Source organism: Brevibacterium sp. R8603A2 (assembly GCF_023072605.1).
Taxonomy (GTDB): Bacteria; Actinomycetota; Actinomycetes; order Actinomycetales; family Brevibacteriaceae; genus Brevibacterium; species Brevibacterium pityocampae.
The window spans coordinates 96,426-110,316 of record NZ_JALLGN010000012.1; the positions used below are offsets into that span (position 1 = coordinate 96,426).

Annotated in this window: 15 protein-coding genes and 1 pseudogene; 3 read left to right on the forward strand and 13 right to left on the reverse strand. The window is 69.3% G+C overall.

Annotated features, from left to right (window positions below):
• Position 1: 1 nt before the first annotated feature.
• From MTQ12_RS12320 to arsB, 10 genes are all read right to left on the reverse strand, one after another.
• Positions 2–772, reverse strand: a complete 771-nt coding sequence (locus MTQ12_RS12320) for a CoA transferase subunit A (protein ID WP_137319193.1) — start codon at positions 770–772, stop codon at positions 2–4.
• Entirely contained in the window at positions 760–1,524 is a 765-nt protein-coding gene (locus MTQ12_RS12325) for a TIGR03089 family protein (protein WP_247618840.1), read from the reverse strand. The genes MTQ12_RS12320 and MTQ12_RS12325 overlap by 13 nt, the downstream gene beginning before the upstream one ends.
• A gap of 4 nt (positions 1,525–1,528) precedes the next feature.
• Positions 1,529–2,707 (reverse strand): coenzyme F420-0:L-glutamate ligase, encoded by a 1,179-nt coding sequence (locus MTQ12_RS12330; RefSeq protein WP_247618841.1) that lies wholly within the window; start codon positions 2,705–2,707, stop codon positions 1,529–1,531.
• Positions 2,704–3,492, reverse strand: coding sequence for a 2-phospho-L-lactate transferase CofD family protein (locus MTQ12_RS12335; RefSeq protein ID WP_175406915.1), 789 nt, complete (start codon positions 3,490–3,492; stop codon positions 2,704–2,706). Before MTQ12_RS12335 ends, MTQ12_RS12330 begins: the two co-directional genes overlap by 4 nt.
• 204 nt (positions 3,493–3,696) lie before the next feature.
• Complete coding sequence (locus MTQ12_RS12340) at positions 3,697–4,326, reverse strand: arsenate reductase ArsC (protein ID WP_137319196.1); 630 nt, start codon at positions 4,324–4,326, stop codon at positions 3,697–3,699.
• Positions 4,327–4,338: 12 nt separating this feature from the next.
• The gene (locus tag MTQ12_RS12345; protein WP_247618842.1) at positions 4,339–5,685 is read right to left on the reverse strand and encodes an FAD-dependent oxidoreductase; all 1,347 of its coding nucleotides are present in this window, start codon (positions 5,683–5,685) and stop codon (positions 4,339–4,341) included.
• Positions 5,678–6,661, reverse strand: coding sequence for a thioredoxin-disulfide reductase (trxB, locus tag MTQ12_RS12350; protein WP_247618843.1), 984 nt, complete (start codon positions 6,659–6,661; stop codon positions 5,678–5,680). Before trxB ends, MTQ12_RS12345 begins: the two co-directional genes overlap by 8 nt.
• 12 nt (positions 6,662–6,673) lie before the next feature.
• The gene (locus MTQ12_RS12355; RefSeq protein WP_217494834.1) at positions 6,674–7,114 is read right to left on the reverse strand and encodes an arsenate reductase ArsC; all 441 of its coding nucleotides are present in this window, start codon (positions 7,112–7,114) and stop codon (positions 6,674–6,676) included.
• A gap of 27 nt (positions 7,115–7,141) precedes the next feature.
• A complete protein-coding gene (locus MTQ12_RS12360) occupies positions 7,142–7,576 on the reverse strand; it encodes a low molecular weight phosphatase family protein (protein WP_217494835.1) in 435 nt (144 codons plus the stop codon).
• The gene (gene arsB / locus MTQ12_RS12365) at positions 7,573–8,691 is read right to left on the reverse strand and encodes an ACR3 family arsenite efflux transporter (RefSeq protein WP_247618844.1); all 1,119 of its coding nucleotides are present in this window, start codon (positions 8,689–8,691) and stop codon (positions 7,573–7,575) included. Before arsB ends, MTQ12_RS12360 begins: the two co-directional genes overlap by 4 nt.
• Before the next feature lie 83 nt (positions 8,692–8,774).
• On the opposite strand from arsB, the gene MTQ12_RS12370 reads away from it, so the two are divergent.
• Together MTQ12_RS12370 and MTQ12_RS12375 are read left to right on the forward strand one after the other, a co-directional pair.
• The gene (locus MTQ12_RS12370; RefSeq protein WP_247618845.1) at positions 8,775–9,134 is read left to right on the forward strand and encodes a metalloregulator ArsR/SmtB family transcription factor; all 360 of its coding nucleotides are present in this window, start codon (positions 8,775–8,777) and stop codon (positions 9,132–9,134) included.
• Positions 9,049–10,239, forward strand: a complete 1,191-nt coding sequence (locus MTQ12_RS12375) for an ArsO family NAD(P)H-dependent flavin-containing monooxygenase (protein WP_348983880.1) — start codon at positions 9,049–9,051, stop codon at positions 10,237–10,239. Before MTQ12_RS12370 ends, MTQ12_RS12375 begins: the two co-directional genes overlap by 86 nt.
• Before the next feature lie 516 nt (positions 10,240–10,755).
• On the opposite strand, the gene MTQ12_RS12380 is transcribed toward MTQ12_RS12375, so the two are convergent.
• From MTQ12_RS12380 to MTQ12_RS12390, 3 genes are read right to left on the reverse strand one after another with little or no spacing between them, the layout of a single operon-like run.
• The gene (locus MTQ12_RS12380) at positions 10,756–11,574 is read right to left on the reverse strand and encodes an AAA family ATPase (RefSeq protein WP_010552309.1); all 819 of its coding nucleotides are present in this window, start codon (positions 11,572–11,574) and stop codon (positions 10,756–10,758) included.
• Entirely contained in the window at positions 11,571–12,968 is a 1,398-nt protein-coding gene (locus MTQ12_RS12385; protein ID WP_247618846.1) for a Mu transposase C-terminal domain-containing protein, read from the reverse strand. The genes MTQ12_RS12380 and MTQ12_RS12385 overlap by 4 nt, the downstream gene beginning before the upstream one ends.
• Before the next feature lie 7 nt (positions 12,969–12,975).
• Complete coding sequence (locus MTQ12_RS12390; RefSeq protein ID WP_247618847.1) at positions 12,976–13,572, reverse strand: recombinase family protein; 597 nt, start codon at positions 13,570–13,572, stop codon at positions 12,976–12,978.
• Positions 13,573–13,765: 193 nt separating this feature from the next.
• Between MTQ12_RS12390 and MTQ12_RS12395 the strand changes: the two are divergent.
• Positions 13,766–13,891, forward strand: a pseudogene (locus tag MTQ12_RS12395) (transcriptional regulator); the annotation flags it as partial.

Below are 13,891 nucleotides of genomic sequence, written 5' to 3' on the forward strand. Positions count from 1 at the left end.
CTCAGGCCTCCCTCACAGTCCGCTTCTCGATGTTCTTGTCCGCCGCCTGCTCGGCGGTCAGCTCGACCACCCGGTGGACGAACACACCGGGCAGGTGCACCTCGTCCGGGGCGATCTCCCCGGGCTCGACGAGCTTCTCGACCTCCGCGATCGTGACCCGGGCGGCCTGCGCGGCCGGCGGGTTGAAGTTCCTGGCCGAGCGATGGAACACGAGGTTGCCGTGCCGGTCCCCGACCGCGGCGCGCACGAGCGCGAAATCCGGGGCCAGGGACTCCTCGAGGACGTAGGTGTGCTCGGATCCGAAGGTGTCGAACACCCGGGTGTCCTTCGGTGGGGACTCGATCTCCACGCTGCCGTCGGCGGCGTACTTCCACGGCATCCCGCCCTCGGCGACCTGCGTGCCGGACCCGGTGATGGTGTAGAACGCCGGGATCCCGGCCCCGCCGGCGCGCAGCTTCTCCGCCAGGGTGCCCTGCGGGGTGAGCTCGACCTCGAGCTCACCCTCGAGGTACTGGCGGGCGAACTCCTTGCTCTCCCCGACGTAGGAGGCGATCATGCGCCGGATCTGCTTCGTATTCAGCAGCATCCCGAGTCCGAAGTCCCCGGCCCCGGCGTTGTTCGAGATCACCTCGAGGTCACCGACCCCGGCATCGCGCAGCGCCCTGATGAGCACCTGCGGGACCCCGACGAGACCGAAACCCCCGACCGCGATCTGCGCGCCGGCTGGAATGTCCGCGACCGCCTGAGCAGCCGATGCAACTACTTTGTCCATGCCCCGATTGTGCCATGGACCACACCGTCGAGGCGGCTGAGCTCCGAGAGCCGGACCGGGTCGTCGGTGTCGGTGAGGACGAGCACGCCGGAGCGCAGCGTGGCGAGCAGCAGCGGGACCTCCGCGGCATCCGGCAGACCGGCGAGCAGCGCCCGCGGGCCCGGGTCGCCCGCAGCGCCATCGCCCGACAGGCCGGCGGCCGCGGCGGCCGCGTCGAGGGCCGCCGGGTCGAGCGGGATCGGCCCGGCTTCGCCGTCCGGTCCGACGAGCACGGCGGAGGCCGGGTTCCCGAGGGCGGCGACGTCCGGGTGGGCGCGCACGGCGGCGATGAAGTCGGTGCAGCCGGGCCCGGTCTCCGAGCGCAGGGCGAGGGCGGCGGTCGCGAACACGAGGACCTCCTCGGCGGCGGAGTCGTCGATGCCGGACCCCGCGCCCGGGAGCGTCTCCGGACGGAGAGCGACCCACGGTCCGTTCGGAGCGAGGGAGTCCTGGGTGAGGAGGTGGACGGGGGCGCCGAGCGACCAGGCGGCGAACGCTGCTGCGAGCGCCCGCCAGTGGAGCGCGGCGGGAGCGGGGCAGACGATGCCGAGCGCGGTGTCGGGCCCGATCTCGAGCTCGCCGAGCAGGCCGATGGACTTGTGCACCCAGTTGCCGAGCACCGTGCCGGTGAGCTCGAGGCGCTCGCCGTCGCCGGTGACGGAGATCAGAGCGGGTTCGGAGCGGGCGGACAGGGCGGTGACGACGTCTCTCATCGGTTCATCCTCTCTCGGGGGCATTGGTGCCGGGCGCGAGGTCGAGCTCGATCGCGAGCGCGGCGCCCTTGGGCGAGGCATCGGCGGCCCAGTCGTAGCGCACGCGGGCACGCAGACCCTCGGCGTGGAGCGCGGTGTGGAGGCGCTCGACGAGCGCTCCGAGACCGATCGCCGCCTCGACGAGCGGATGGCCCTCAGCCTCCGGGAGGGGGTTCGCGCCGCTGCGCTGGACGAGGATCCGGGCGCCTGCGCCGTCGACGCGCAGCCGCCACCGGTCCTGACCCGGGGTGCGCCCGGTGCGGCCGCGGGCGGCGCCGAGCGCCCGGGTCACCCGGGTTAGGACGTCGTCGTCGCCCGAGGCCGAGGCCGGCGGCCATGCGAGCCCGGTGGAGTCGAGTGCCGCGTGCACCGCCTCGACGTGCCCGGTGCGGAACCAGTCCTCCGCCTCGGGCCGGTTGAGGGCGCGGGCCCCCGGGTCCGCCTCGTCGAGGAGGTCGCCGACCCCGCGCACCACGGCGAGCGGGAGCCCGCGGGCGGCACCCTTGACGAGGTCGGCGGCCGCGGCGATCTCGTCGGCGACCGCGCGCTCGGTCGCGGTCTGCACCCGACCGTCGTCGTCGGGGCGGCCGCGCTGGGAATCGAGGCCGGCGAGACCTGCGGAGCCGAGCGCGAAGTCGAACACGCCGCGGCGCCACGGGCGCGAGGTCGAATCGGACACCACGACGGCGAGCCGGACGCCGAACCAGCGCTCGAATGCGGCGCGCAGCATCGCCGCCGAGCCGTCCGGGTCGGCGGGGTGGAGCACGACGTGCCCGTCCGCGTTGGAGCGGTCGAGCCCGGCGGCGGCCTGCACGGTGCCGGCGGCGGTGCGCGCGACCGTGACGACGGCGGGCCCGGCTCCGGAGTCGAAGGTGCGGGCGGCGACCTCGCTCAGGCTCGCCTCGGTGACGAGGGATTCGAAGGCGGCGCGGGAGCCCGCCTGCCGGATCCGCCCCTCGGCCTTCGCGACGATCTTCGAGGCGACGACGAGCACGTCTCCGTCCTTGATCTCGATCCGGTTCCGGTCGATCGCCGTGCACAGCACTGCGGGGAGGTCGGTGCCCGGGACGATCCGCTCGATGCCGGCGATCGCGTAGGCGGTGAGGAGGCGGGAGGGCGCGGGCGCGCCGGGTTCGGCGCTCACGCCCGGTCCCAGACCGTGGTGCCGGCCGGCGCCGCGGGCTCCACGCCGGCGAGCGCCTCGGCGACGGCGCCGGTGATCTCCGTCGCTCCGAGCCGGCTGCGGAGCTCGGAGGGGAGGGAGTCGCCGCCGCTGAGGAGCACGGTGGCGCGCGTGCCGGTGAGCGCGTCGAGGACGCCGGGGAGCTCGAGCACCGGCACGGTGTCGAGGGCGGCGTACTCGTCGGCGCGGACGATGATCGCGTCGGCCTGGCGCAGCGCGCGCAGCACTCCCGGGGCGGCGGTCGCGCCCTCGATCCCGGTGCGGACCACCCGGGTCACCCGCTGCGGGTCGGCGGCGCGGAACCGGCGGGCCGGCCACGCCTCCTCCTGGCCGTCGCGCTCCACGACGACGAGGGTCTCCACGGCGTCGTCGGAGGCCGGCAGCAGGCTGAAGGCGGGGGAGAAGCGGCTCGCCATCGCCTGCACGACCTGGGACAGCGGGTAGCCGAGCGCGAGCAGGCGGGTGCGCAGCACTGCGGCGGCGAGGCTCGCCTCGGTCATCGGGAACCACTCGGCGTCGACGTGGTACGCGGCGAGCTCCTCGACCGCACCGCCGGGCAGCGCGGTGCTCGGCGGGAGCAGGCAGGCGTCGATGTCCGGGCTGAAGCGCAGCCCGTGCACGGTGACGTCGGTGAACGTCGAGGCGATGACGGTGACCCGGTCCTCGGTCCGGTCGGAGGTGAAGGCGAGGACGTCGGCGAGCACGTCGGTCGAGGTGTCCGTGAGCGGCAGCACTGTGATTCTCATGGACTCCATGTTCTCAGGATTCGACCGGCCGTGCCCACCGCGCGACCGCGAGCGCGGCCCCGCGCGCACCCCTGCAGCACGGCGCCCACCCGGTGGGGAGAGTGCGAGGAGAATCATGGGTGTGACTGTTAGCGGGAGATGGCGGGGAATCGCAGTTTCGCTTGGCGGCTCCGGGTGCTTCTGTTCTTGCCCGGTGGGCCGTCGTCAGTTCTGGATCTCGGTCCACAGGGCGCGGACGCGGTCGTCGATCTGGTCGACGATTTCGCGGATTCGTTCCGGTGTCTCCTCGGCGGGGTCGGCCAGTTCCCAGTCCAGGTAGCGTTTGCCGGGGTAGATGGGGCAGGCGTCGCCGCAGCCCATGGTGATGACGTAGTCGGCTGCGCGGACGACGTCGTCGGTCAGTGGTTTGGGGAAGGCTCCGGACAGGTCGATGTGGCGTTCGGCCAGCGCGTCGATCACCAGGGGGTGGACCTCGGATCCGGGCAGCGAGCCGGCCGAGCGGACCTCGACCCGGTCGCCGGCGTAGTGGGCCAGCAGGGCGCTGGCGATCTGGGAGCGTCCGACGTTGTGCACGCAGACGAACAGCACCTGCGGGACGGTTGTCTCGATTTTGCCCTGTGCCAGGGCGAGAGCGCGGAGGCGGTCGGCGGCGAACCGTTCGGCGAGGATCGCCAGGTGGTCGCGGATTCTCGCGGTCCGCGACAGGGTGGTGTAGGACTCGAAGACGTAGCGCTCGATGGTCTCCGGGGAGAAGATTCCCTCGTACTTGCGGGCGAGGTCATCGGCTGTGTGTTGGAGGACTTGGGTGTCGAGCGGCGGGGTGTCGGCGGCCATGGCCTGGTCCTTTCAGGAGCAGCAGGAGGAGGTGGGTGCGCCGCCGATGGTCACCGGGAGTGGCCCGGCTGGCACGTCGCAGTATCCGCCGAGGTCTGTGGTGCAGACGCCGGTCTCGGGCAGTTCGAGGTGGACGGTGTCGGCGGCGACCCGGTCACCTGCCAGTGCTGCGGCGATGGAGCGGACCTGTTCGTAGCCGGTGGCCATGAGGAACGTCGGTGCGCGGCCGTAGCTCTTCATGCCGACGATGTAGAACCCGGGCTCGGGGTGGGCCAGCACGCGTTCGCCGTGCGGGGGCACGCTGCCGCAGGAGAGGAACTCCGGATCGATGAGCGGGCCGAGCTTCTGGGGTGCATCGACGGTCGGGTCGAGGTCGAGGCGCAGCTCGGTCAGCATCGACAGGTCGGGGCGGAACCCGGTGGCCGGGACGAGGACGTCCACGGTGAGCTTCTCGGCGCCGCTGGGTCCTGCGGCCTGGACGTGCAGCTGCTCGCCGTGAGTTTCGAAGCCGGTGATCACGAACGAGGTGTGGACATCGATTCGGCCGGATTCGACCAGGTCCCGGAGGCGGGTGCCCAGGGCGCCGCGGGCGGCGAGCTCGTCGCGGTCTTCGCCGCCGTAGGCGCGGGAGGCGTCCGCTGACCGGACGGCCCAGCTGATCCGGGTCGCGGGGTTGTCGTCGGCGAGCTCGGCGAGGTCGAGCAGCGTGTTGGCCGCGGAGTGGCCAGCGCCGACGACGAGGACGTGGCGGCCGGCGAACCGGTCACGGTCGACACCGGTGACGGCGGGCAGGGGCTGGGTGATGAGGCCGCGGGCTGTCGCCTCGGCTTCTCCGGGGGCGGGCAGGCCGGACCGGCCGAGTGGGTTGGGCTGGTGCCAGGTGCCCGAGGCGTCGATGACGCTGCGCGCCAACACGTCCTCGGACGATCCGTCGGAGGAGGCGATGCGGACGAGGAACGGGGTGGTCTCCCTGCCGGTGCTGCGGGTCTTGTCGATCCCTTCCCGGGAGACCGCGATGACGCGGGCGTCGGTGCGGACGACGTCGCCCAGCGCGTCTGCCAGCGGGGTCAGGTAGTCGGTGATCAGCTCGTGACCGGTGGGCAGGACTTCCGGGTTCGGGGCCTGCCAGCCGTCTGCCTCGAGGAGGCGGCGGGCGGCGTCGTCGATGTTGAACCGCCACGGCGAGAACAGGCGGGTGTGGCCCCATTCGCGGATCGCGGCGCCGCTGGTGCTGCCGGCCTCCAGCACCAGCGGGGTCAGGCCGCGTTCGCGCAGGTGGGCGGCGGTGGCCAGCCCGACGGGGCCGGCGCCGATGACGACGACCGGCAGACTCTCGGTGTGGTTGGTGGTGTCAGCCATGGCTGGTCTCCTGAAGGACGGGGGCGGTTGCCGGTTCGGTGGCGGCGAGGAAGCGTTCGGCGTCTAGGGCGGCGGCGCACCCGGTGCCGGCGGCGGTGATGGCCTGCCGGTAGCGGTGGTCGACCGCGTCGCCGCAGGCGAAGACGCCGGGCAGGTTGGTGGCGGTGGTCGGGGCGTCGACGACGATGTAGCCGTCCGGGTCGAGTTCCAGCTGGCCCTTGACGAGTTCGGTGCGGGGCAGGTGCCCGATGGCGACGAAGATCCCGGTGGCATCCAGCTGGCTGGTGTTGCCGGTGAGTGAGTCGGTCACGCTCACGCCCGTGACCTTTTCGTCTCCGTGGATGGCGGTGATCTGGCTGTTGTACAGGAAGCGGATCTTCTCGTTCTGTTGTGCCCGCTGGGCCATGATCTTCGATGCGCGCAGGGTGTCGCGCCGGACCACCACGGTCACGGTCGCGGTGAACCGGGTCAGGAACAGTGCCTCCTCCATGGCCGAGTCCCCACCGCCGACGACGATGATGTGCTGGTCGCGGAAGAAGAACCCGTCGCAGGTGGCGCACCAGGACACGCCGTGCCCGGTGAGCCGCTTCTCATCGGCCAGTCCCAGCTCCTTGTACGCCGAACCCGTGGCGACGATGACGGCCGGTGCTCGGTAGGTGGCACCGGACAGGGTCGTGACCTCTTTCAGGGGCCCGGTCAGGTCGACGGCGGAAGCGTCGTCGTACTCGATGCGGGCCCCGAAGTTTGCGGCCTGCTCGCTGAGTCCCATCATGAGTTCCGGGCCCTGGATGCCGCCGGGGAATCCGGGGAAGTTCTCGACGTCGGTGGTGTTCATCAAGGCGCCGCCGTGGGTGACGGATCCGGCGATCACGCGCGGGGACAGCCCGGCGCGTGCCGCGTAGATCGCGGCGGTATAACCTGCGGGGCCGGACCCGATGATGATCAGCTCATCCGTTTGGGTGCTGGTGGTCGTCATGGTGTCAGCGCCTCACTTCGCGCCGGTCGATGCCGGCAGCAGCTCGGAGACGAGCTGCTCGATGCGGGCCTTGATGTCATCGCGGATCGGGCGGACCGCCTCGATGCCCTGGCCGGCCGGGTCTGCGAGGTCCCAGTCCTCGTAGCGCTTGCCCGGGAAGATCGGGCACGCGTCCCCGCAGCCCATGGTGATGACGACGTCGGAGGCCTTGACGGCGTCGGTGGTGAGGATCTTCGGGGACGCGGCGGTGATGTCGATGCCGTCTTCGGCCATCGCCTCGACGGCGACCGGGTTGATCTGGTCGGCGGGTTCCGAGCCGGCCGACCGGACCTCGATCCGGCCGCCCGACAGTTCGGTGAGGTAGCCGGCGGCCATCTGGGAGCGGCCGGCGTTGTGGACGCACACGAACAGCACGCTGGGCTTGGTCGTGGTGGTGTTGGGGGCAGCGGTCATAGGACCATCCAATCCGGGAGTGGGTATTCAGTCGTTGAGAAGTTCAGAGTGCAGAGCCTGCACGCGGGCGTCGATGTCGTCGCGGACCAGCCGCATCCGTTCGATGCCCTCGATGCCGCGCTTCGAGGGCTCATCGGTGTTCCAGGTTTCGATCGTGGCGGTCATACCGTCGACGGGTTCGACGTGGGCTTCCTCGCCGAGGACGATGACCCGGTCGACCCGGCGCAGCAGCTCGGGATCGATGGGCTTGGGCGATTCTCCGGACATGTCTGCGCCCACCTCGGCGACCACGTCGGCGGACAGGTTGTTGAGGGAGGTGCCGGGCTTGGTGCCGGCCGAGTGCACCTCAACCGCGTCGCCGGCATGGTGGCGCATCAGCGCGGCGGCCATCTGGGACTTGCCGCCGTTCTTGACGCAGACGAAGAGGACGCTGGGCTTGTTCGTGTCAGAGGTGCTGGTCATGCTCGGACTCCAGAGGTTCTGCGTGCGGGGACAGTCGGGTCGTTGGGGAAGAGTCTGCGGCCGGCCCACAGTGACACGTAGACGAGGCCGACGAGGACGGGGACTTCGATGAGGGGGCCGACGACTCCTGCCAGCGCCTGCCCGGAGGTGACTCCGAAGGTGCCGATCGCCACGGCAATCGCGAGTTCGAAGTTGTTGCCCGCGGCGGTGAACGCCACCGTGGTCGACTTCGCGTAGTTGAGTCCCACAGCTTTGGATGCGAAGAGGCTGATGGCGAACATCAGCACGAAGTACAGCAGCAGGGGCACTGCGATCCGGGCGACGTCCAGCGGCTGGGAGGTGATGGCATCCCCCTGCAGCGCGAACAGCAGCACGATGGTGAACAGCAGTCCGTAGAGCGCCCAGGGACCGATCTTGGGCAGGAACGTCTCCTCGTACCACTGCCGACCCTTGGCCTTCTCCCCGAACACGCGGGTGAGGAAGCCGGCCAGGAGCGGAATGCCGAGGAAGACGAGGACCGAGGCCACGATCGCCCAGACGGAGAAGTCCGCCGAGGTGGTGGGCAGTCCCAGCCACGACGGCAGGAGCTGCAGGTAGAACCAGCCGAGGGCGCCGAAGGCGACAACCTGGAACACCGAGTTGATGGCGACGAGCACGGCGGCGGCCTCGCGGTCGCCACAGGCCAGGTCGTTCCAGATGAACACCATCGCGATGCAGCGGGCCAGACCCACAATGATCAGCCCGGTGCGGAACTCCGGCAGATCGGGCAGGAACACCCAGGCGAGCGTGAACATGAATGCAGGCCCGACGACCCAGTTGAGGAACAGCGACAGTGTCAGCAGCTTCCGATCCCCGGTCACCCGGTGCATCTCGTCATAGCGGACCTTCGCCAGCACCGGATACATCATGACCAGCAGACCGATCGCGATCGGCACGGAGATCCCGCCAATCTTCACGGAGTCCAAGACCGCATCGAGCCCGGGCACGAAACGCCCCAGCAGCAGACCCACGGCCATTGCCGCCAGGATCCAGACCGCCAGCCAGCGGTCCAGGAAGGACATCTCCTTCGTCACCGGCACCGCGTTCTGCGCAGCCGTCGTTGCAGTGGTGCTCATCGGCACTAAGCTCCTTGTATCGATGGATGTCTATGGAACACACTAAGCGCATGCATCGATGGGCGTCAATGTATGATGGGGTGATGGCAACCGCATTCGAAACCGTGAAACTGCTCACCCCCCATGCCAACGACTGCTGTTCGCTGGCGGTCGCACCGCTGGGCGCGGACCAGGCCGAACAGATGGCCAGAAAGCTCAAAGCGCTGTCCGACCCGACCCGGCTGCGGGTGCTGTCGCATGTAGCCGCGCAGGGATGCGACGCGGTGTGCGCCTGCGACCTGACCGAGACACTCGGCATCAGCCAGCCGACGATCAGCCACCACCTCAAGAAACTCGTCGAGGCAGGCCTCCTGACCCGTGAACAGCGTGGGAAGTGGGCGCACTACACCGTGCTGCACGAAGCGTTCGCCGAACTGCGCCAGTTCCTCGCCCTGGACGGATGACCGCGCAGTGGACGTGAGAGAACGAGTCGATGTTGCCGTCATCGGTGGCGGACAGGCCGGCCTGGCAGTCGGCTACTACCTGCGCCGCGCCGGATTGTCCTTCGTGATTCTCGACGACCAGGAGGACCCCGGTGGGGCCTGGAGGCACGTGTGGCCCTCGCTGCGGCTGTTCTCGCCGGCAGAGTACTCATCACTGCCCGGCCGACTGATGCCGAGGACCGCCGGTGGCAACCCGGACCCCGATCACGTGATCCGGTATCTGGCCGACTACGAGGAGCGGTATTCGCTCCCGGTCGTACGCCCGGTTCGAGTCGATCAGGTCGTCCAAACCAGCGAGGGATTCCAGCTGCTCACCGATGCCGGCGAGTGGCGGGCGCGTGCCGTCGTCAACACGACAGGCACATGGTCTCAGCCCTTCTGGCCAACCATGCCCGGACAGAGGAATTTCCGCGGGAGCCAGATCCACAGTGCCGACTATCGCGGCCCGCAGCAGTTCGAGGGCCAATCCGTCCTCGTCGTCGGCGGAGCGAACTCAGCCGCACAGATCGCAGCCGATCTCGCCCGCGCCGCGACGGTGACCTGGTGCCTGCGCGGTGCGCCGCGCTACCTGCCCGACGACGTCGACGGGCGTGAACTTTTCCGGGTGGCCAGCCAGCGGGTGCGCGCACTGGCCGCCGGAGAGCCGGACTCCGGCGGCGTCGCGGACCTGGGCGACATCGTCGCCGTCCCACCCGTCAAGAAAGCGCGGGGCGCAGGGCTGCTGATCCCGCACCCGATGTTCGAACGCTTCACCCCCGACAGCGTGATCTGGAACGACGGCAGCACACGCCGGATCGACACAGTGATCTGGTGCACCGGCTTCCGACCGGCGCTGCGCCATCTGCACAAACTCAACCTCCGGGAGTCAGACGGGACGATCAAGCTCAATGGAACGGCCTCACCCCGGATCCCGGGTCTCTACTTCGCAGGCTACGGGGACTGGACCGGCCCCGGATCGGCCACCCTCATCGGAGTCGGATCCACCGCGAAAGCCACGGTCGGCGCCATCGCCGGCGATCTTGAGTCCGCCACGACTGCTGCGGCCATCTCTGCACGAGCACGGTGAGTACCATCAGCGCATGGAGATGATGTGCGCGGACTGCGGATGCGCGGTCAGGCGGGGCGTGATCGTGCGCGCCTGTGAGCAGAATCCGGATTGCTGCTGTGAGGATCTGGCCGTCGCGGGCGACCATGGCACTGCGCGCGATGCATGACGCTCTTCGCCACGAGTGACCATATTGTGGTCGGCCGCACCCAGGGCGATCCTGCTCGTCTCAAGCAGAAGCCGTCCGGGTTCCGGGCAGGCTGAGCTGGGATGCATGAAAGTCGAAATGCCGGATCGGGTAGGCGTACACGTCCATCGGGTGCCGTTGCTGCCCCGTCGCGCCTCGGAGCCGCTCGCGCGGTGCAGGGCAGGCAGCCTCTAACTCGGCACAGTTGCGGCTGTATCCATCTCTGATCGCGGTTCGATCCATGATCGTCACCCTCAGCAGGTGGGGGCTTCCTCCGGCCTGCTTATCTCACCGACAACTGTGACTTCGTCTGCTGAATGGCGGGGTTCTTCGGTCGCTTCGTGGCGGGGTCAGGTGACACCGATGACCAGGGTGCTCTGTGCGGCTTCGATGACGTCGTTGGTGATGGTGTCGAGTTCGTTGATCTTCAGGACCCGCTGGATCTGGGGGAAGAGGCGTTCGAGGAGCCGGAAGTTGCCGCGGGTGATCCGTGCGATGGCTGCGATGGCTTGGGCGTCGGTGAAGTCGTCGGGGTCGAGGGTCTTGCCGAGGGATCGCCAGTGTCGCTCGAGGACGAACAGCAGTTCGTCTTGTCCCAGGGGCCGGTACTGGTGGGCGAAGCCGACTCGGCTGTAGAACTGGGGGTAGTGGCTGAACTGCTTCTCCAGGCCGGGCATGCCGATCAGGATCAGGGCGATGCCGTCGCGGTCGTAGCGATCGCGCAGCAGTTCCAGCGCGGCGGGACGCAGTCGTTCGGCCTCGTCGACGATGATCAGCTCCACGTAGTTCCTGCCGTGTCGCCATCCCCAGGCCTCGGGAGTGGCCGTGCCGGGAGGTACGAGGTGCTGCTCGATGCACATGTTGGTGCGGGTGATGGCTTGGGTCAGCTCGTCCTTCAGGGTCCGCGGGGTGGTCAGCACGCTGGGGGTGTAGAGCACGGTGCGGCTCCGGTTCAAGGCGGCGTAGATCTTGGCGTCGTTGTCGGAGCGCGGCCCCCAGTAGGTCAGCAGGTCATGAGCCTTCTCGTAGTGTGCGTAGCGGCGCGCGGAGAGTGTCTTTCCTACGCCGGCTGATCCGAAGCACAAACCGATGGTGTGCCCGCGGCGCACGGCGTCGGCGAACTCGGTGAAGCGGCGGTGCTCCTTGGTGACGATGAAGCGCTGGCTCACCTGAGGTCCTCCTTGTAGATCTTCAACGCCGACCTCGGCGCCGGAGCCGGTGCTTCGGTGATCCGTGGTGTCTCGGTAGGTGCGGCCACGAGGGCGATGCGTTCGTTGATGCCGGCTCGCAGCGCCCGGCGGCGGGCGTTGCGCGCGGCCTGGATCTCCTTGAGGCTGACCTTCTGGTCGTGGTGCTCTTGGTTGACGGCCTTGCAGACGAATTCGTCGTGATCGAAGACGCGGATCTCGGTGATGTCGCGGGGGTCGTAGCGGATCACGACCGAGCGTCCGACGTAGCCGGCCAGAGTTGCCGAGACGTAGCGCAGGCCCTGGAAGCGGATGCCATCGCGGCGCACGACGCGGGTCTTGGCGACGGTTAACAGCAGTCTGTCGAGGTCTTCCAGGCTCTCGGGCATTCGGGGCAGCCAGCCATCGGCGATCCACGCGCTGCGCGGGGAGGTTCCGAGCTCGCTGTGCGTGCGGTCGTTGTAGGTGGCCACGAACGCCTCCAGGGCGCTATCGAGGGCGGCCAGGGACAGTTTCGGTGTCGGCCAGGGGTGCCCTTCGGTGATGAGTCCGGGCAGGGTGGCGAGTAGCTCGGTGTTGATGGTGCCGAAGAACCGCTCGATCTTGCCCCGTCCCTGGGGTCGGGCGACGGTGGAGTGGATCAGTCGGATGTGGAGGTCGACGGCGGTGTGGGCGAGCTGGTCACTGGTGAAGTCGCTGCCGTGGTCGACGTAGAGCACGTCGGGCAGGCCGCACATCGGCCAGGCCGGGTCGGTCTTGTGCCAGATCGCTTGGCGCAGCGCCAGGGCGGTGTTCATCGCCGACGGTGCGCCCAGGAAGACTGTGTAGCCGCAGACCGCCCGGGAGCAGTCGTCGAGGATCGTTGTTAGCCATGGCCGTGCGGGCTTGCCGTCGGTGCCCACCACCAGGATGTCGAGCATGGTGTGATCGGATTGCCACATCGCGTTGGGCAGCTCTGCTTGCCGGCGTAGCACCAGCTCGTGCTTGTCGCGGTAGGACGCTGCGCCCTCCAGGGCGAGGGTGACCATGCCGGGATCCAGGGTCCGCACGATGTCCCACACCACCGAGTAGGAGGGGACCGGCCACCTCCGTGCGGCGCAGATGCCCGTGACTTTGCGATGGATCGTGGCGATGGCCGGCCGCGGCTTGCTCAGTGCCAGGCCCTCGATCAGGTCGACGAGGTCGGGCGGAAGGCGGCGGGAGCCGGCGTCCGCCCGTGAGGCTGTCTCCAGTCCGGCGTAGCCGTCGGCGCGGTAGCGGGCGTGCCAGCGCTCCAGGGTCCGCAGCCCTACATCGGTCTCGCGAGCTAAGCGCGCGAGGGGCACCTGGTCCTCGACGTGGAGCCTGAGGATTCGCCACCGCGCTCGAGCGTCCACGACGCACCTACTGCAAGGTGTTCTCGCGCCCGCGCTCGGCGCGCTGAAGGGCGCGGTAGACCGTGGAGCGGCCCACGCTGAACAGCTCGGCCAGCTCGCCCACGGTGTGCTCGTCGGCGGCATGTAGCTGGACGAGGTGAGCTTCTTGCCGGGGGGTGAGTTTCGGTGACTTCCCGCGCAGCCGGCCCTTGGCCTTGGCGACCTTCATCCCCTCGCGGGTGCGGGCACGGATGAGGTCGGCTTCGAACTCGGCGACCATCGCCAGCACGTTGAACAACAGTTTCCCCATCGGGTCGGTCGGGTCGTACACCGATCCGGCGATGCTCAGCTTCACTTCCCGCGCCGCGAGGTCGTCGGCGATCTGGTGGGCATCACGGACTGAACGCGCCAGCCGATCGAGCTTGGTGACCACGAACGTATCGCCGTCCCGACAGGCAGCCAGCGCCTGCCGCAGGCCCTCACGGTCGGCGTTGCGGCCCGTGAGCCCGTGATCGACGTAGATGCGCTTGGGATCGACGCCGAACGCCGCGAGTCCGTCACGCTGCGCGGTCAGGTCCTGCTCGTCGGTGGAGACTCGGGCATAGCCGACCTTCAAGGGGGACATGCTCCCCAGTGTGTCATATAGCCTCCCTTCACCGGACAGTTCACCGGACGGGTCTTACGGGACAGCCCGCCAGGCGTGCCGCCGTTCCTCTCGATCAGTAGCGGTGGTGTCCGGTGAGGGTTCCCCTTACGGGCATGCGATCTGGGCTGACGCCTGTGACCGAGTGTTCAGTGCGTGCTGTATAGTTCAGTCCATGCTGACTATTGCTTCGCGTCTCGACGTGATGAACCGCCTGGGTCGTGCACTGGCCGACCCCACTCGATCCCGGATCATCTTGACCCTGCTCGACCATCCCGCTTACCCGGCGGAACTGGCCCGA